The organism is Aliivibrio sp. EL58, assembly GCF_900312675.1.
Lineage (GTDB): Bacteria > Pseudomonadota > Gammaproteobacteria > Enterobacterales > Vibrionaceae > Aliivibrio.
The window spans coordinates 852,089-869,680 of the sequence record NZ_OMPC01000001.1; the positions used below are offsets into that span (position 1 = coordinate 852,089).

General features: G+C 37.3%; 14 protein-coding genes. 5 read left to right on the plus strand and 9 right to left on the minus strand.

Features of this window, described 5'->3' with window-relative positions; translation table 11 throughout:
* The first annotated feature begins 67 nt into the window (after positions 1 to 67).
* A complete protein-coding gene (locus tag ED622_RS03700) occupies positions 68 to 1,495 on the plus strand; it encodes a PLP-dependent aminotransferase family protein (RefSeq protein ID WP_162922441.1) in 1,428 nt (475 codons plus the stop codon).
* A gap of 4 nt (positions 1,496 to 1,499) precedes the next feature.
* Here the strand turns inward: ED622_RS03700 and ED622_RS03705 are convergent, their stop codons facing one another.
* Positions 1,500 to 2,411, minus strand: a complete 912-nt coding sequence (locus ED622_RS03705) for a LysR family transcriptional regulator (RefSeq protein WP_122032591.1) — start codon at positions 2,409 to 2,411, stop codon at positions 1,500 to 1,502.
* 111 nt (positions 2,412 to 2,522) lie between these two features.
* Between ED622_RS03705 and ED622_RS03710 the strand changes: the two genes are divergently transcribed.
* The 3 genes from ED622_RS03710 to ED622_RS03725 all read left to right on the plus strand — a co-directional run bounded on the left by ED622_RS03710 (position 2,523) and on the right by ED622_RS03725 (position 6,845).
* Positions 2,523 to 3,080 (plus strand): NAD(P)H-dependent oxidoreductase, encoded by a 558-nt coding sequence (locus tag ED622_RS03710; protein ID WP_122032592.1) that lies wholly within the window; start codon positions 2,523 to 2,525, stop codon positions 3,078 to 3,080.
* Positions 3,081 to 3,206: 126 nt separating this feature from the next.
* Positions 3,207 to 4,004 carry a RecX family transcriptional regulator gene (locus ED622_RS03715; RefSeq protein ID WP_122032593.1) on the plus strand — a complete coding sequence of 266 codons (798 nt, stop codon included), beginning with the start codon at positions 3,207 to 3,209 and terminating at the stop codon, positions 4,002 to 4,004.
* Between the two features lie 564 nt (positions 4,005 to 4,568).
* The gene (locus tag ED622_RS03725) at positions 4,569 to 6,845 is read left to right on the plus strand and encodes a hypothetical protein (protein ID WP_122032595.1); all 2,277 of its coding nucleotides are present in this window, start codon (positions 4,569 to 4,571) and stop codon (positions 6,843 to 6,845) included.
* A gap of 246 nt (positions 6,846 to 7,091) precedes the next feature.
* Here the strand turns inward: ED622_RS03725 and ED622_RS03730 are convergent, their stop codons facing one another.
* The 8 genes from ED622_RS03730 to ED622_RS03765 all read right to left on the minus strand — a co-directional run bounded on the left by ED622_RS03730 (position 7,092) and on the right by ED622_RS03765 (position 16,554).
* Positions 7,092 to 8,342 carry a BatD family protein gene (locus tag ED622_RS03730; RefSeq protein WP_122032596.1) on the minus strand — a complete coding sequence of 417 codons (1,251 nt, stop codon included), beginning with the start codon at positions 8,340 to 8,342 and terminating at the stop codon, positions 7,092 to 7,094.
* Positions 8,342 to 10,120 carry a VWA domain-containing protein gene (locus ED622_RS03735; protein WP_122032597.1) on the minus strand — a complete coding sequence of 593 codons (1,779 nt, stop codon included), beginning with the start codon at positions 10,118 to 10,120 and terminating at the stop codon, positions 8,342 to 8,344. Before ED622_RS03735 ends, ED622_RS03730 begins: the two co-directional genes overlap by 1 nt.
* Positions 10,113 to 11,162: a VWA domain-containing protein gene (locus tag ED622_RS03740; protein ID WP_122032598.1), complete on the minus strand. Its 1,050-nt coding sequence runs from the start codon at positions 11,160 to 11,162 to the stop codon at positions 10,113 to 10,115. Before ED622_RS03740 ends, ED622_RS03735 begins: the two co-directional genes overlap by 8 nt.
* Positions 11,155 to 11,685 carry a DUF4381 domain-containing protein gene (locus tag ED622_RS03745; protein ID WP_122032845.1) on the minus strand — a complete coding sequence of 177 codons (531 nt, stop codon included), beginning with the start codon at positions 11,683 to 11,685 and terminating at the stop codon, positions 11,155 to 11,157. Before ED622_RS03745 ends, ED622_RS03740 begins: the two co-directional genes overlap by 8 nt.
* Before the next feature lie 5 nt (positions 11,686 to 11,690).
* Positions 11,691 to 12,647, minus strand: coding sequence for a DUF58 domain-containing protein (locus ED622_RS03750; RefSeq protein WP_122032599.1), 957 nt, complete (start codon positions 12,645 to 12,647; stop codon positions 11,691 to 11,693).
* Positions 12,648 to 12,652: 5 nt separating this feature from the next.
* Positions 12,653 to 13,633 (minus strand): MoxR family ATPase, encoded by a 981-nt coding sequence (locus tag ED622_RS03755; RefSeq protein WP_122032600.1) that lies wholly within the window; start codon positions 13,631 to 13,633, stop codon positions 12,653 to 12,655.
* 25 nt (positions 13,634 to 13,658) lie between these two features.
* Positions 13,659 to 14,957: an anaerobic sulfatase maturase gene (locus tag ED622_RS03760; protein ID WP_122032601.1), complete on the minus strand. Its 1,299-nt coding sequence runs from the start codon at positions 14,955 to 14,957 to the stop codon at positions 13,659 to 13,661.
* A 76-nt stretch (positions 14,958 to 15,033) separates the two neighbouring features.
* Entirely contained in the window at positions 15,034 to 16,554 is a 1,521-nt protein-coding gene (locus ED622_RS03765) for an arylsulfatase (RefSeq protein WP_122032602.1), read from the minus strand.
* Positions 16,555 to 16,716: 162 nt separating this feature from the next.
* On the opposite strand from ED622_RS03765, the gene ED622_RS03770 reads away from it, so the two are divergent.
* Positions 16,717 to 17,580 carry a LysR family transcriptional regulator gene (locus tag ED622_RS03770; protein WP_122032603.1) on the plus strand — a complete coding sequence of 288 codons (864 nt, stop codon included), beginning with the start codon at positions 16,717 to 16,719 and terminating at the stop codon, positions 17,578 to 17,580.
* Positions 17,581 to 17,592 lie beyond the last annotated feature (12 nt).

Below are 17,592 nucleotides of genomic sequence, written 5' to 3' on the forward strand. Positions count from 1 at the left end.
AGGTAAGAGACAGTTTTCGTTATTTTATTGGGTACAGATGATAACTGTTGATAATTGGGTTAGGGTGATGAAGAAATATCAACAAATAAAGGAACATATACAACAAGGGATTGAGCGTGGCTTGTATCTAAAAGGAGATAAGCTGCCTTCGATCCGAGAGTTAAGCGATTCTTTATCGGTAGGAAAAAATACGGTTATTCGTGCTTATGAAGAGCTTGAAGCAAAACAAATCGTGGTTGCCCATGATCGTTCGGGCTACCGAGTTGGAAGTAAAAATATTCATCTAAATAACATGAATGAATACTTGAACGAGCCTTGTGATATTGATTTACTGTCGCTCAGCAAAGCCATTTTACGCCAACCAAATCACCAGAACTTATTGCCAATGGGATCGGCTCACCCTGATATTGATTTTCCAGCCATACGCAGTCTATACGCAGAAATTGGTCGCCATAGTCGTCAGCAAATCAATATACCTAGTTGTTATCAATTACCACCGGGTAATGCTTCTTTACTGAAATACATCGCAAACATTACACAAGAGCTAGGCGTTTCAGTTTCTTCGAATGAGGTATTGATAACTCATGGAGCACAGCAAGCCATCAGTTTAAGTTTGCAGGCGTTAACCAAACCTGGAGATATTGTCCTGGTTGATTCCCCTTGTTATTTTGGCTCTTTGTTATTACTTGAATCCCTGAATTTAAAAGTAATTGAGATCCCAAATCATTTTACCTATGGATTGGACATTGATGCAGTAAAGCAGGCGATAGAAACTTGGGATGTGAAAGCTATATTAGTTAATCCCACTCATAATAATCCAACCGGTTACACTCAATCTGAATCAGCACGTTTGGCTTTACTGAAGGCCACATCAGGTATTCCATTTATCGAAGAAGATATCTTTGGAGGCCTTACCTACGAAGGGACGCAGAAAACCTTTAAAGCGTTAGATACTGAAGATAGGGTGATCTATTGCAGTTCACTTTCAAAAACCTTAGATTCGCGTTTACGGATAGGCTGGATCCTTGCTGGAAAATATCAAACTCAAATAGAAAAACGCTTAATGTCAGAAAATATGGGTAGCGTTAACCTTATTCAATCGGCGGTGAGTGATTTCTTAAAAAAAGGTAAATATAAACAGCATATTCATAAGGCTCAACGTAGTTATAAAAACAATCAAAAACGACTATTTCAGCAATTAACAGAAGCACTAGATAACTATGAACATATGAAGGGGCGCTATTATCTTTCTCAGCCTGAGGGCGGCTTTTTATGTTGGCTAACCTTACCTTTAGGCACTGATGGTACAGAGATTTATAAAAGAGCGTTAGAAGAGAACATCAGTGTGTTACCTGGCTCGATGTTTTGTACTCAAGATCAATATAAACACTGTATTCGAATTAGTTTTGCCTCTTATCGAGAGAACGATAAATGGAGAAAGGGCATAGAAAGTCTAGCGAGTATTGTTGCAAATCAATGCCTTTCGTGTGATTAAGTCATCAACTTATTACGGGATTAATCATATTTTCTAGATGCGAGTGTTGAGCCTTAATATGTTCTAGAAATACTTTAGATTTCTCAGAAAGAAAGTGTTTATCAAAATAGATTAGGTTCAGTGGTTTTTTTTGTATATTTACTTCATCTAATAGAGTTACAAGTGTGCCACTCTTTATTGGATCTTTTACGATGAATTTAGGTAACAAAGCTATCCCACATCCTGCTTTAGCCAGAGATTTAGCGACATAAAGGCTATCTACTTGGTATTTTGTATTTATGTTTAACTCTAGAGCATTATTGCTTTCTGAAATGAGCCAAGGAACATTTTTACCATCAATATTAATGACAGTACACGGAAGCTGTTCTAGAGCCGATAGGGTGATTTCGCAATCAGACTTAGCAATAAATTGAGGAGAGGCGACAAAAACATATTCTATTTCGCAAATGTTATAAGCAATTAAGTTTGAGTCTTCTAAATTGCCAATACGAAAAGAGAAATCAATACTTTCATTGATGATTTGTTCGTTCCTATTTGATGAGGATATATCCACATTAACAAAAGGATATTGTTCAGAAAAAGAGGCTACGAGAGTTGGTATCAAAAATTGGGCTAAAGTATCTGAGGTAGATAATTTTAGTTTTCCTGTTATATCAATAGAGTTATTTTCTATGGTTGTTCTTAGCTCTTCTAATACAGTTTCTAAACGCTTTGTTTTCGGTAGTAAGCGCAGCCCTAATTCGGTAAGGGCTACGTTTCTTGTACTGCGAATAAATAGCCTTTCACCTAATTGAGATTCAAGCTGTTGTATACGTCTACTAACGGTTGTTGTCGGAATAGCTAGTCGTCTAGCCGCTTCAGAAAAACTTTTGTATTGAGCTACTTTTGCAAATAGTAACCAATCATCATTTGACATACCACATCCTTATTATCCCATTTTTGGTAAAGTGTTATCCGATAGTACCATATTATCAAATATAAAAAATTCGCTATCCTGTCTAGGTGTTTACTTAATCAGGTGTAGAAAATGAAAAATATTACAGTAATTTCGGGACATCCAAATAATGATAATTCAATTAGCAATCATGGGGTTATTAGTCATTTAGAGCAAAGTATTATTAAAGATAATTTGCATGTGAGAATGTTGGAAAATCTACATTCTAATTTTGAGTTTGATATTGAAAAAGAGCAAGTCGCCTTGTTGGAAGCAGATACTATTATTTTCCAGTTTCCACTATTTTGGTATTCATTCCCTGCATTAATGAAAAAATGGATTGATGACGTAATTTGTTATGGTTTCGCTTTTGGTGGTGAAAAAGGCACGCAGTTAAAAGATAAGAAGTTTGTTTTTTCTTTTACGCTTGGTGGACAGGAGTCCGCTTATGGTAATGAAGACGAAATTGCGTTAACGATTGAAGAGTTAATGAAACCATTGATACAGATCCTGAAATATTGCCAAGTATCCGATATCGATTATGTATACAGCTGTAATATGCTTTATATCCCTAATATGTATGGTTCAATTGACGATATTCAATCACGTTCTGTAATTCACGCAAATAAAGTGTTGTCTATGATTGAGTGATTATAGATTGATGATATGTTTGAATGGGTAGCAACTCTGCTTACACATCGGATTTAATGATAGTAACTAATCTTAATCTGCATTAGAGTCTGGGGTAATAAGTTAACGCAATTACCCGAGGTTCTTATGTTCAGCCAACGTCCAGTCAAACCCGCAAAAACTATTGATAATGTATATGGCAGTGCTTTTTACCATCTTGAAGCCAAAGACAGAACTATCGATGAGTTAAGAAAGAAGCTAATTGCTAAGACTGATAATCAAGAGTGGATTGATACCGTACTTGAAGATCTGATCGGCCGTGGCTATCTAAAATCAGACAAAAACTTTGCAATTAACTTTGTAGAAATGGCGTTTAGTGGCGAGAAAGGCAGTCAGTTTATTCTGTCTAAATTAAGAGAGAAAGGCATTAATGAATCTATCGTTAATGAAGCGATTGCTTATGTATCTAACCGCGATGAAGTGTGTGAAATAACGTTATTGAATAACCGATTAGCGAATATGAATTTAGGCTCATTATCGAGTGATAAACTTTATGCAACGCTAACTAAATATGGTTTTAAATCTGCCGATGTTCGTGAGGCAATCAAATCTCACCCTGTTGCTTCTGCGCTACCCTCTAAAATGCAAATAAAAGCCGATAAAGCGGATCTCGTTAAAGAAATTGAGAAGCTTACCCGTAAACTAAAAGGTAAGTCTGTTATCAAGCGGGAGCTAAAACAAAAACTGATCGATGTATCTACTTTTGATGAAGAAATTGAAAAGTTAGAGATGGACGGTTCGATTGATTTTTATGAGAACTGCCAAGCAAGATTAGACAAAAAGCGCTTTGATTTAAGTAATTCAAAAGACAAAAGCAAAGCTTATGCGTATCTGTATTCTCATGGTTTTAGCTCTGATGAAATTAAAGAGACGTTGTCTAGTTAAAAATATCACCTTTATTTAATTGTTTTTCAGAAAAGTCTGAATTTACACTACAAGATTATCTTATTATAGTTTTCCTTTTGTAAAGGGTTTGGTTGTAACTGTGATAGATATTCTAAATAATAAAAAAATTATTATTGATGATAAAAGTAGAGCGGCACTATTAATAAGAGGGAAAAGTAAATCTATATTGCCATTTAAGCAGTATGAAATTAAAGGTGAGCGAATAATAAAACAACAAACTGTATTGGGTTATTGCATTCATGATAAAAGGTTGATCGATGATTGTCTTCAATGCAGTTCTTTAGATTAGAGAAATAATTTAAGATAATAGAAATTTTTATTAAATATATCGTTATTCGATTGGAGATAAGAATGATTTCAAGACGTTTCCTACGCGACGGAAGGGAGTGTCTTACAAGCTTTTGATTATAAATGACATATGATTGATTTTTAAGGGCCGTTAAAGGTTTCGTTTCTCCTAGTTCTTCTCTATATAAGATGAGTGACGGCCATAAAGAAATTCATATTTATTATATATTAATAAAAGCTAGAGATTATAAGTAAATGAAAAATAAACCTATCTATTTTATTATTTTTTACCTGCTACTTTTAACTGGATGTGATTTGACAGAAGAAGAACCTGTCATTGTAAATTTAACTTTTCATGAACAAGAAGTATCTCTTCCTTTAGGGAGAAGTTACACTTTAAAGGTAAATACGTTATTGTCTGACGGTAGTGTTACGGAGATCTCTGATACATCAAATATTAATTTTATTATTAGTGATGAAAATATAGCGCTTTTTAAAGAAAATGAACAGAATGTACTTCTAGGTCAGAATATTGGTATGGTGTCCATTACTGCCTCTGGTACTTTTGATGCATCTGAATATCAAAGTGTTATGAAAGTGAAAATAACTAACCCCACGATTAGAGAGCTTGCTATTGAATCAATACCTGCAGAAATTATTGTTGGTGTTCCTGTCGTATTACAAGTAACCGCAACTCTTTCTGACGGTTCTAAAGTGAGTGTAACTAATAATTCAGAACTAGAATGGGAGGTTAATAAGAGTGATGCCGTGACGCTTACTTCTTCTGATGAAGGTATGGTAATAAGAGGGGATAAAGAAGGCGAAGTTAAGGTTACAGTGTCCATTGGCTCTTCTTCATCTATTAAAGCGCACAGTACATTTATTGTTACCCCTAAAAATTATGTAATTAGTGTCTCGAATAATTCGGTATCCCAGATATCTCGTTCTATGTTTGAAGGTTATGATCTCGATGATGTACAGGTTCGTCATAACTATTCAACTAATTTTGATTTATTAAACACAACTCCTAGGTATTTAAATAATCCGCTAGTAAAGGTTAACCAACAATATTTTCGAATGGACTCTTTTATTTACCCATTTCAAGCGGTTAACTTTAAATTACCAGAATGGTTTGATGAGCAAGTTACCTCAGCCTATTTTGTCGAAGAACAACCTTTATTTAAAGCCAATGTACGAGCTTATGCTGATATAAAACAAGATGATGATAAGTATGCTCAGCCGACAGAAGAGAACGTATATCAATACGAAAAAGAGTTACGAGCCTTCAAACTATTAATGAATAATTACGATTATAATTTTAGGTTTATTAGTTTCATTGATAATTACATGAATTCAAAATTACGCTCAATAAAACATGAAGGTCATTGGTGTGAAGTTGAAGAACTTACTCAAATACCGCATTCATTTGAAAGTAGCTCTGATGATTTTACTAAATTTAGAGGTAATGATACCTCCCCGAATACTCTAAAACATGTGAGTCTAATAGCTAACAAACCTAGTGCAACTTATATGATGCTCACGAGAACTTCGAATGGAGTTGCTACTATTGGGGATGGCTGGCTAAGTGTACGTGATTTTAGGTTGTTCACGGAAGGTGCAACAGCTCCTAAGACTACTTACCTTCATGAAAAAATGCATAATCACGGTTTTGGGCACTCTGGGGGGATGACGTATGGCTATCCTGCTGAAACAGGTACGTTCGTAAATCATTATTGGAGAGATTTCTATGAAGATAAAGCTGTTGAAATATCTACATCGACTATAGCAAGTAATTATAAATTTGAAGACCTTGGTACTCAGTTTAAATTTGAGGTTTCATTTTTAGATAAAGCTGCATCAAACATAGGGCCAAGAAGTATTGATAAGTTCATCTTATTAACAACGTCATTACCTAAATTAAAAGAAAGCTACTTCATAGATAATAGTTCAAAGGCCATAAGAATTTTTCCTGAAGAACCTTCTGTGTATGAAGGTACTTATACTTTTAAAGATATAAATAATTTAAATACGTTAAGTATCAATGAAACAAATTCAGAAGCTACTCCGTCAAAGCTTGTTTTTATTTTTGATAAACCAGAGCAAGCTATTATAAACGATGTTCCTGCCTCTTTAACATTTATTGGAGGAAGTGAAAAAGACAATAGACAGCAAGCTAACCTCATTGTTGGTTATTCTGGAGCAAGTGGGTTTGCTACTGTGGATAATGAGTACATCTACTTGTTTAAGAATAGAGAAAAAAATGATAATGGTATTTTTACACGTGAAGCTCAACTTTACTCACCAAGTGAAGCCGAAATGATTTGTAAAAATAAAGGTTTAAACCTAGGCATACTTAAGCCTTTTCGTTCAGATGAGATGATGGAATTTCAATCAAAATACCAAATATATGGCTCGCAGGTTGGTATTTCTTACGAGACAGGGTTGCCAATTGCTATTTCTGTTCCCACCACATATAGGCCATCAAGCATTAAAGAAGTTGATAAAGGGGCGCTTATTATTTGTAGTCAATAGAAAAAATCCCCACGATTCGAGAGAGTGAATCATGGGGCTAAAAATAGCTAAGAATGACAATGAATAGAAGAAGTAAAAGCAAGGGCATAAACTTTAGTATTGTCTACACTCCATTGTGCCTGAGTGATGTTTTCTATTATTAAGGTTTTAAATAAATTCAATTCTTGAGTTGTGAGAGATAGCCCACAAGGATTTAATAAATTCCTTGTAAATCTATAGGTTAGGGTGTTTTTACGGTTTAAATTGTTACTTTATTTTTAACCAAAATCGCCATAACTTATGGGGTGATAGCATTGTTTTTTGCACGTCTTCACTATCTGAATTCCATGCTTCTTGATTATTTATTTGATACTTTTTCAGTTCTAGTAATTCTGTTTTCTTAAAGAGTTTACGATATAGATATAGCCTAATTTCAGGCGAAGAATGGCACTTGGTAGCCTGAAAAAATAATAGCCAATCAGGGTAAGGATTTGTTTGGTAATAGTTGGTTATCTTTTTTATTAGGAAAACAAAAAAAACAATAATGGTTAAAGCTAACGCTAATAACGCCCAATAAGCCTTTAGCCAAGAAGCCAGAGAGTGTTTCACTTGAATAGTTTTACCTTTAAGAAGGAGTATTTCTGACTGCTGTGTTGTTGTATTCCAATAAGGCATAATAATGCTTGGTAAGGTTATTTTCCCACCATTTTGTAGAATATAAGTTTCAGACTCTTTTCTTAGTGCAGTATGTTTTCCTCTGTTATTCATGTCTTTGAGTTGCACGGGATTAGTATAAGTTAGGACCGCTTTGTCCTGTTGTATAGGGATTAGGGTAGGCAGTAGGATTGCCAGAGAATTAGACGCTTGTAATGATACTTGTCGAGTCACTGTATCCCCAACAGTAAAAATCGGTTTGGCAGATTCTTTTGTTGTTATTTTTGAAGTTAAGATCTCCCAGGTTTGAGTTAATATGGCGTCTGAAGAGACAACCCATTCTTCAGGGGCAGTCATTTTTACTGTTGGTCGTTGTGCTGAGAAACGATGAGGTTGGGTAAATAAAACGCCTTGAATATTTTTCCCTGTAGCTACCGAAACCGTAATTTTAATACCGATAGAGGGTACTATAAATTGCCCTGTTTGCTGGGGAAATAGAGGGATCTCCCAACGTTGGTGTGACCATGTTTGCCCACCTTCCATCTGGCTATAATTGGTTGCTTGTAAATTACGTTGTTGAGCAATAAGGTTTGGGATTGAAATGGTTTCAATTACGGTTCCATCGGTAAACCATCGAGGCGTCGCAATATCAATAGTCAGAATAACAGGTTGGTTAATCGCAATAATGGTCGGTCTTTTCTTATCTGAGCTTTCGTTTTCCGAGCTTAGAAAACTCGTAAGCGTAATTTGATGATTGTTTAGCAATTCTTGCATTGTTGGTAATGCTTCTTCTTTGGCGTAAAGAGGAAAACTGGTTACGAAAAGCATAAGTAAAAGTAAAAGGGATGTGTGTGCTCGGCGCATTATTCATTTCCTTTTTTAGAAAGCGTTTGTAGGTGGAATTTGTTTTGTAAAAAATATTTAGGATCAGCTTCTACTCGACGTAACCACTTATCGGCTATTTTCTCATTAGCCAAGATTTGTTCCGCAGAGAGAGTTTGTTTTTTTATCTGAGATTCAAATACTTGCTCGTTAGCACCGTCGGAGGTTTGAGGTTCGTTTTCTGGCAGTTCTTGAGCTGGCTCAAGTTCACCTGTGTTGGCTTGGCTTTCACTTAAGCGGTTAATCTCATCAATCATATTTTGTATTAGATTCAGGTTATGTTTAGCAGGCTTGTTGTTTGGATAGCGCTTCACAGTGGAGCTAAGTAAATCCCGAGCAGCAATATACTCTCTCTGTCTGGCAAGTGAATTCGCGGTATTAAATAATAAAACCTCGATGTTCGAATCTTCTTTAGACTCTTGGTTATTATTTGTTTGCTGAGTGTTTTCTAATGCAGTTTGAAGATCTGGAATTCCCGCAATGAATGCCGTATAGGCTTGTTGGTATTCTGCTGCATAATAGAACGCGACCCCTTTCTGCAATGGGTCTTGATAATGTTGCGCGGCTTTAATATAGTCATTTTTGTTGAAATACCATTGGCCTTGTTGATCTGGAGTGAGCCATAAATCCATCCACCATTGTGTGGTTTTATCCCACATATCTTTCTTGTTATCTTCTTTTTCTGTAGAGTGTGTTGCTGTTGATTGAACCATTTCAGCCAATGTTGAGGGTGAATAAAGTCCAAGACTCCCTACAAGAATAAAGGCGGCGCACCACTGAACTAACCAACCTCGTCTAAACCATAATAGTATGAGTAATAAAACAGGGAACAGCAGAAAATAACCTAAATCTTCCCATGGCATAACGGAATCATTGTTTAATTGCATGTGACGTTTGATTTGATGATTGAGCCAATTTACATCGCTGTTATCAATTGAGATTTGAATTATTTTTCCATGACTCAAGCGCTTTAATTCATTTAAAGAAGCCATATTTAACGGGAAATTACTGGTTCTATTTTCATCACCCACAGCAAGAATAAGTAATTGGTTGGAAGAATAAGTAAAGTGTTCCTCAAAACGTTCATAATCTTGTGTGGTTACCCCATCAGTGATTAATACAACCGTCCCTGTGATTTGTGGTTGTTGTAAAGAAGATAAGGTTGAAAACTGCTGTTTGATTAATGGTAATGCTTTGTAAGCTGATTTTCCTTCTACAGGCATTATTTTAGGGCTAATGGCTGCAAGATACGGTTTAAATACCGCAGAATCTTGTGTTAATGGCATCGCAATATGTGCGGTACCTGAATAAACGATTAACCCTGTTTTTCCACCTTCTCGTAGCGCTAATAAATTTTGGATCTTTTGTTTAGAACGCGTTAATCGATTAGGTAATACGTCTTTTTCAAGCATGGACGCACTCGTATCTAATACGATTAATAATGGCGCTTTATCTTCTCCAAAAGGTGACAGTTCTTTTAGCCATGTAGGGCCGGCACAAATAAGTATGGTAAGCGATAATACAACCGCGAGTAATTTTAAAGGTAGTTGCTGTTTCCATCCCTCATTTCCTACTACTAACGCTTTTTGTAAATGTTCGGGAAGTTGATTTTTCTGGTCGTTTTGCGTCTCTTGTCGCCATTTTAGATAGATAATCACAACAAAAGGAATCAATAATAACAACCATAATGGGCGAATAAAATGAAATTGAACAACCCCTTGTTTTATCAAAAGCCATTGTGTTGAGAGTGAATCAAACATGATGTTCCCCTTTGGATTGATGAGATTTTTGCTTTGCACGTTTACATGACATAAACCCAAAGAAGAACAGATGTATTAAGACTAAAAACATCACAGGGTATTGATGAATACTCTGCTTTGTTCTGTAGGTTGTGCTTTGATAAAGTTGTGGTTCTAATTTGCCAATTTCAGCGTACGCGTTACGTAATTCATTTTGGTTTAGCGCTTGAAATGCTTGACCGCCAGATGCATTAGCAACAGTATTAATAGTATCCATATCAAGAGCTTGTTCTCCTACAGTTTGTGGGTCACCTATTGCAATCATATGTATGCGTACTCCTTTAACTTTCGCTACTTTTGCAGCGTCGATTGGGGGGACATAGCTGTCGGTATCATTGCCATCGGTGAGGATTATTGCGACCTTTTCGCGGGATTTATCGGTTGGTAACGGTTTTTTACTGTCTTCAAATCGTTTAATAGTTAAGCCAATAGCATCTCCCAAATGGGTACTTTGACCTGCCATTTCTACACGGGTTTGTTCAAGTAAATCGAGCCAAACTTGATGGTCTGAAGTGAAAGGTGTTTGTACAAAAGCGGCATCACCAAATAAAACCAAACCAAGGCGATCGCCTTTTCGTGTTTTAGCAAAATCTTTTAATACTTCTTTGGCTGCGTCTAATCGACTCACTTTTTGACCGTTTTTGGCAGTGAAGTCTTTCTCAGCCATTGAGCCTGATAAATCAACGACAACCATGATGTCACGACCTATTTGTTCACGAACCTGAGGAGGGCCTAATAAGGTCGGCTTGGTTACAGCGAGTAAAATTAATACCCAAGAAAGACAAAGTAAGATGCGTTGCCATTTGGCAGGGGTCAACTGACTTGCCCCATCTGATGTCGGGAGCTTTAAAGCATCAACGAGTAGATTGAAAAATGGCACTTTTATCGCAGCCTGTTGAGTGCGATAAGAGGGGGCAATACGAGTGATAAGCAAAGGTAAAGGCAGTAACCATAACCACATTGGATATAGAAACTCGATACTAGACCAAGACAGGTTACTCATTAATTTTCACCTGATTTTTTGAGCTGCATTTTTCTTCAATTGTGTGGTGAATTACCCACTCTCTGAATTGACTAATAAGAACTTCTGCTTGTTCTGGAATAAGGGTAAATTTAGCCTCAGGAAGCCAAATTTCATTTAATGCACGCTTGCTTAAAGCGTGATGAAAATGCACACAGCGGGACGTTTTGGTTAACACAAAGAACTGCAATAAATCATCACCTGATTTTGATGCATTTGTTTTATCTAAATAAACGGCAATACGCTTCATTAAATGAAAGAGCTCACAGGTTGCTTGATAAGGGCGGTCACTGTTGATCTCGCTAAGATCTTTTAATGCTTGACGGCGATATCGGTTTTTATGATGGATCTTAGCGGCTCTATAAATCACAAAAAGCATAAGAGCGCTGAGTAAGGTGAATAGAATTTGCCAACCCAGCGTCTGAGGGAACCAAGCGATTGATTCAGGAACTTGAACATCAATAATACCTTTTAAGGTATAAGTATTTGGAGGGGTATGAGTCATGGTCATTACGTTCTCAGTAGATGAGTAAATTGAGCTATGTGTGTTCCTGACGTTGAAATTTCCATGAAAGGTAAGCGTTTAATTGCCATTAAATGACGTAACGTATCACAACGTTTTTGATGCTCAGTTTGGAGGTATTGGTTGGCTTTTATTACGTCTTTTTTTTTCTCTACATTAATTTGATGAGTCCCATCACTAAACACCCATTTTGAGGTGGGATTGAAAGTAAGAGAGGCTTCCATAGGATCGCTAATTAACATGCTTAATACATCATTACTTTTTTGAAGATGCTTGAGTAATGACGTGTCTTTTTCTGTCATGCCAAGCCAGTCACTGAAGATAATAATGACGCTGTCTTTGATTTTTCGACGATTAAGCGAGTGAAGGGCATCAGATAAAGATATAGGGTGGGGACTATTTTTTTCTGCGTTTAATTGTTGGTTAACAAAAGCAAGATGTTTGAGATAATGTAATACATCAGATTGACTGCGTTTTGGTGGCATCCATTGTGTATTGTCGTCTTTAATTAAAAACAGTCCCACACGGTCACTTTCTTTAATTACACGCCATGCACATAAGCTCGCAAGCTCTGCAGCAACAACGGATTTCATGGTATTAACGGAAGAGAAAAACATGGTTGAACGCTGATCAACACAAAGAATAATATTGTGATCTTTTTCTTCTGTATACGATCTTACATGAGGTTTACCGGTTCTTAAGGTGACCTTCCAATCGAGGTTGCGAATATCATCACCGATGTGATAATGACGCAGTTCTTCAAAGTTTAATCCTCTACCACGATAGCCTGAGAGATGACGACCAGAAAGTAAACGACTGGTTTTTAAATGAGGAAATAACGAGAATCCATTGATATGAGCTTGAAGTTTAACAAGCTGAGAGTGTTCGCAATGGATCCTAGGATCTATAGTTTGATTTGATGAGGTTTTTTTTATTAAATCCATCAGGATTAACCAATAACTACGGTGTTTAAGAGTATTGCTACAATATCTTGTGTGGATATTCCATCCGCCAGAGCGTCATAGCTTAAGCTGATACGGTGACCTAGTACCGAATGAGCAACCGCTCGAATATCATCGGGAAGTACATGTTCTCTGTTTTCTAACCAAGCGTGGGCACGAGCACATTTGTCTAATGCGATAGAGGCTCGAGGGCTAGCTCCAACGTCTATCCATTGTGATAATTGAGTATGTGGGTAACGCTTGGGGTGGCGAGTTGCCATGACTAAAGCGACGATATAGTTCTCTGCAATGTCAGAGACATGTATAAAAGGCAGCTCTTTACGTCCTTCTAAAATAGCTTTTGGATCAATCGTTACGGTTTCTTTTTGTGATTGATTCGCTTGCTCATTTTCTTCATCGCGAACTAAACGAATGATTTCTTTTTCGGCTTCATCATCGGGATAACTCACACTTACTTTCATCATAAAGCGGTCCATTTGTGCTTCTGGTAATGGGTAAGTTCCTTCTTGCTCTACTGGGTTTTGTGTTGCGAGTACCATAAAGAGTTCAGGCAAGGTATGGGTGGTATCATTGACTGTGATAGTGCCTTCGGCCATGGCTTCGAGTAATGCTGCTTGTACCTTTGCAGGAGCACGGTTTATTTCATCAGCCAAAACGATGCTGTTAAAAATTGGACCAGCTTGAAAATGCAGCTGAGGTTTGCCACTGATCTCTTGATAAACCTCTGTCCCCGTTACATCAGAAGGCAGTAGATCTGGAGTGAATTGAATTCGACCAAACGATGTATTTAATGCATTCGCTAGCGTTTTAATTGAGCGTGTTTTTGCCGTTCCTGGTAAGCCTTCAAGTAGGACGTGACCATTGGTTAACAAACCGATAATCAGAGATTTAACGACATGAGGTTGGCCAACAACCGATTGGTTTACATGATTAATTAATTTGGCAACCGCATCTTGAGCTTTGTGCATAATGACTCCAGAAGTATTCATATATTTATTGGTTAAGTGCGTCTTGCTGCTTTTTTAATAAAACAGATAATCCGGTAAGCATAGGGAGGCTTTCATCGAAGAAAGCGCGAATGCCACTGCACAAATAGTTCAATCCAAGTTCACCATCAGGAGATTTTATGAATCGATTTTTAGGACACTCTCCCCAACATAAATTTAAATAAGGGCAGGCTTTACAGTAGGCAGGAAGACTGTCTCTTTTCGCCATTCCAAAGCTATGCTGCCGGATTGAAAAAGCAAATTCGTTTAAGCCACGTTCGTTGATATTGCCAAGCTTATATTCAGGGTATACGTAATGATCACAGCTAAATACATCACCATTGTGTTCCATTGCTAGGCCTTTACCGCAGAACTCGGCAGTCACACATAATTGAGATTCTTTACCCATTACCTGAGCAACTGCGGTTTCAAATAAGTTAACTAACACACGACCTAAATCATTATTAACCCACTCCACAAATACGGTATTTAAAAAGTAGCCCCAGTCATCTGGATCGACAGACCAGTCAGTGACGATTGACATTGGGTGTCCGGGTTTAGCTAACTCATTGCTTTTTTCTGGTGTCATTGATTCGTTCCAAAACTGAGGAGCAGTAGTGGCAAAATCTTTAGCTTCAACACAAGGAGTGAACTGAATGTAAGTAGCACCAAGCTCTTTTGTTAAGAATCGATAAACCTCGAGTGGGTGTTTTACGTTATGGCGATTTACGACAACCAGAGCGTTAAAAGGTATTTGATAATCTTGCAGGCGCTCAACCGCCGCCATTACTAAATGAAAAGTAGGTTTACCACTACGAGTCACACGATACTTATCATGCAGTTCTCTTGGTCCATCAATTGATAAGCCAACTAGAAATCCGTTATCTTTTAAAAATTGACACCATTCGTCATTCAATAAAATGCCATTGGTTTGTAAATCGTTTTCAATTTTTACGCCTTTAGGGCAGTGCTTTTGTTGTAGTTGGACGACTTTTCTGAAGTAATCGACACCCAATAAGGTAGGTTCTCCTCCTTGCCATGAGAAGACAATCTCGTTGCCATCTTGATTCTCAATATAGCTCTTTATAAAGGCTTCTAAAGTCGCATCATCCATTACGGGTTGTTTTGGTTGGTGAAGCAACTCATCCTTATGAAGATAAAAGCAATATTGGCAATCAAGGTTACATTTTGAACCACCGGGTTTAGACATTACGTGAAATCGACGTTGATAGTCTGTGTTTTTTGTTGCTGTTTTTAATGGAACAACGTCCAAGAACGTTGAATTTTTTACAGAAGAATAAGACATAGAATCACTTATATATTAAAAAGAGAGTGGCTCAGAAATGAGCCACTGCACATTACAAATCATCAATTAAAAATGATTAATCTTCTTTTGGAACAAAACTGCCGGCTTTCATACGAGGCGGGAATTTTTCAAAAGACTTATAGATCTTGCCAGCTTCACGTTTAGCGAGTGCAAGTACATAAGAGCGGTCATACATCCATTTGTCATAGCCCATACCGCCGTCACCACGTTCTAGTGGATCGACTTTTAAATCGAAGATCAGTGGTACACGAAGTTTTGTGAATGGGTATCTCCATACGTCTAACCCTGTCTCATGTTCTTGAATCATGAAGTGGAATTTCCAGCGATCGTAACGGATTGCGAGTAAGTCACCATCATCACTCCAGTAAGCAAACTCTTTACGAGCACTTTCTTCTGTTTTTCCAGTGATCATTGGTAATTGGTTATAACCATCTAGATGAACGTTATATTTTTTCCCTTGGATACGTTCGCCTTTTAGAAGGTCTTGTTTAACGTGATTATTACCTGCAGCTGCAAGCAGTGTTGGCATCCAATCTTCTAGTGACATCATGCCATTTACGTTTTTGCCTTTAGGGATATGGTTTGGCCATTTAACCATTGCTGGTACACGGAAACCCCCTTCCCAGCCCGTATTTTTCTCACTGCGGAATGGTGTCATTGCTGCATCTGGCCATGTTGCGATCATTGGGCCATTATCAGTGGTGTAAATAACAATCGTGTTATCTTCAATACCAAGGTCTTTGATTTGTTTTAGTACTTGGCCAACTTGTTCATCGTGTTGAACCATGCCATCGGCATAATCACCTAAACCGGTTTTGCCACGGGCTTTACCATCAATATGAGTATTGTTATGCATACGAGTGGTATTGATCCAAGTAAAGAATGGTTTATCTGCTTTTACTTGTTTTTCAATGAAGGTTTCAGCCATGCCTAAGACTTCAGTATCGATTGTTTCCATACGCTTTTTAGTTAATGGGCCCGTATCTTCGATTTTTCCATCCGCAGACGACTTAATTACGCCTCGAGGACCATATTGTTTACGGAATTCAGGATCTTTAGGATAATCGACATTTTCAGGTTCTTCTTCTGCATTTAGGTGATACAGGTTACCAAAGAACTCATCAAAGCCGTGATTTGTAGGAAGCATATCATCACGGTCGCCTAAGTGGTTTTTACCAAATTGACCAGTTGCGTAACCAAGATCTTTCAATAGTGTTGCGATAGTTGGATCTTTTTCGCTAATGCCTTCTGGTGCACCAGGCATCCCAACTTTTGATAAGCCTGTTCGTTTTGGCATTTGGCCGGTGATGAAAGCTGAGCGGCCTGCAGTTGAACTTTGTTGTGCATAGAAGTTAGTAAACTTCACCCCATCTTTTGCAATACTATCGATATTTGGTGTTGAGTATCCCAGCATGTCTTGGTTGTAAGCGCTGATGTTCCAGTAACCGACATCATCGCCAAAGATAACGACGATGTTAGGTTGATCTGCAGCGTGAGCAACAGCTGAAGCTGCACCAAGTGCAAGTGTGCAAGCATTAAGCACAAATTTTTTAGCGTTGTTTTTTTTTAAGTTCATAAAAGATCCGTAAAGTAGAGAAGTTTGCTCTTTTAAAAAAGGCAGTGCACAATAAATATACCTGTGGTTTGGTTTTGATAAATAAGGTTAAACAACGGTATTACCTAAGTTTTATTTATGAGTGTGGTTATTTAAGGCCTATTTATCGGTAGTGGAGCAAGAATGGATTTAAATTTGATTCGTACATTTATGGCGGTATATCAATGCCAGTCATACACCAAAGCATCAGAGTTACTGGAATTAACCCAACCTGCAGTGAGTGCTGCGATTAAACGTCTTGAAACTGAGATAGATAAGCAATTATTTATTAAAAAAGGGCGGGGGATAGAAGCGACGTCTAAAGCTCATGCGTTAGCGAACAAATTTCAATTTGCTTTAGATACGATTAATGATGCAGTTAATGATAAAAATACTTTATCGGTCTATTGTGCGGAGATTATTCTTCACTCTTTAGTTGGTTTAGAGCAAATCGATTTCTCCGAATCTCCTCGAAGCCAATCAATGATATTTGAACACCTTAGAGAACAAAAAGTAGATTTGGTATTAGATGTTGTCACTATAAAAGATTCTGCGTTCATTATTGAAGATGTATACACTGAACCTTTAGTTGTTGTCTGTGCAAAAGATCATCCTCGAATTCAAGAACAATTAACGAAAGAAGATTATTATCGTGAATCACATGTGATTTATTCAGGACGTTGGCAGGGGCTAAATGGATTTGAACAAATTGCGCAAGAGCCAATAAAAGAGCGGAAAATAGCACTTAGTGTTTCTTCCTTATCAAGCGTAATAATGTTCGTCTCTCATGGTGAATCGTTAGGTTTAGTTTCTCAATCATTTGCAAAACGTTGGCAAAAACAGCTAGATTTAGCGATTTATCCTTGCCCTGTAAAGTTGCACTTGGCAGATTATAAATTTATTTATCACAAGCGTTATATTAATGACCCTCAGCATAAGAAGGTGAGGCAGCAGATTATTGATAAGTTGAGTAAGAAGAAACCATTAATGGAATGGATGAGATTGTAAAAAGCCCTCTGC

Excerpts from the sequence above, each read along its gene's own strand:
- ED622_RS03700 (WP_162922441.1), top strand. The coding sequence starts at position 68 with ATGAAGAAATATCAACAAATAAAGGAACATATACAACAAGGGATTGAG.
- ED622_RS03705 (WP_122032591.1), bottom strand. The coding sequence starts at position 2,411 with ATGTCAAATGATGATTGGTTACTATTTGCAAAAGTAGCTCAATACAAA.
- ED622_RS03710 (WP_122032592.1), top strand. The coding sequence starts at position 2,523 with ATGAAAAATATTACAGTAATTTCGGGACATCCAAATAATGATAATTCA.
- ED622_RS03715 (WP_122032593.1), top strand. The coding sequence starts at position 3,207 with ATGTTCAGCCAACGTCCAGTCAAACCCGCAAAAACTATTGATAATGTA.
- ED622_RS03725 (WP_122032595.1), top strand. The coding sequence starts at position 4,569 with ATGAAAAATAAACCTATCTATTTTATTATTTTTTACCTGCTACTTTTA.
- ED622_RS03730 (WP_122032596.1), bottom strand. The coding sequence starts at position 8,342 with ATGCGCCGAGCACACACATCCCTTTTACTTTTACTTATGCTTTTCGTA.
- ED622_RS03735 (WP_122032597.1), bottom strand. The coding sequence starts at position 10,120 with ATGTTTGATTCACTCTCAACACAATGGCTTTTGATAAAACAAGGGGTT.
- ED622_RS03740 (WP_122032598.1), bottom strand. The coding sequence starts at position 11,162 with ATGAGTAACCTGTCTTGGTCTAGTATCGAGTTTCTATATCCAATGTGG.
- ED622_RS03745 (WP_122032845.1), bottom strand. The coding sequence starts at position 11,685 with ATGACTCATACCCCTCCAAATACTTATACCTTAAAAGGTATTATTGAT.
- ED622_RS03750 (WP_122032599.1), bottom strand. The coding sequence starts at position 12,647 with ATGGATTTAATAAAAAAAACCTCATCAAATCAAACTATAGATCCTAGG.
- ED622_RS03755 (WP_122032600.1), bottom strand. The coding sequence starts at position 13,633 with ATGCACAAAGCTCAAGATGCGGTTGCCAAATTAATTAATCATGTAAAC.
- ED622_RS03760 (WP_122032601.1), bottom strand. The coding sequence starts at position 14,957 with ATGTCTTATTCTTCTGTAAAAAATTCAACGTTCTTGGACGTTGTTCCA.
- ED622_RS03765 (WP_122032602.1), bottom strand. The coding sequence starts at position 16,554 with ATGAACTTAAAAAAAAACAACGCTAAAAAATTTGTGCTTAATGCTTGC.
- ED622_RS03770 (WP_122032603.1), top strand. The coding sequence starts at position 16,717 with ATGGATTTAAATTTGATTCGTACATTTATGGCGGTATATCAATGCCAG.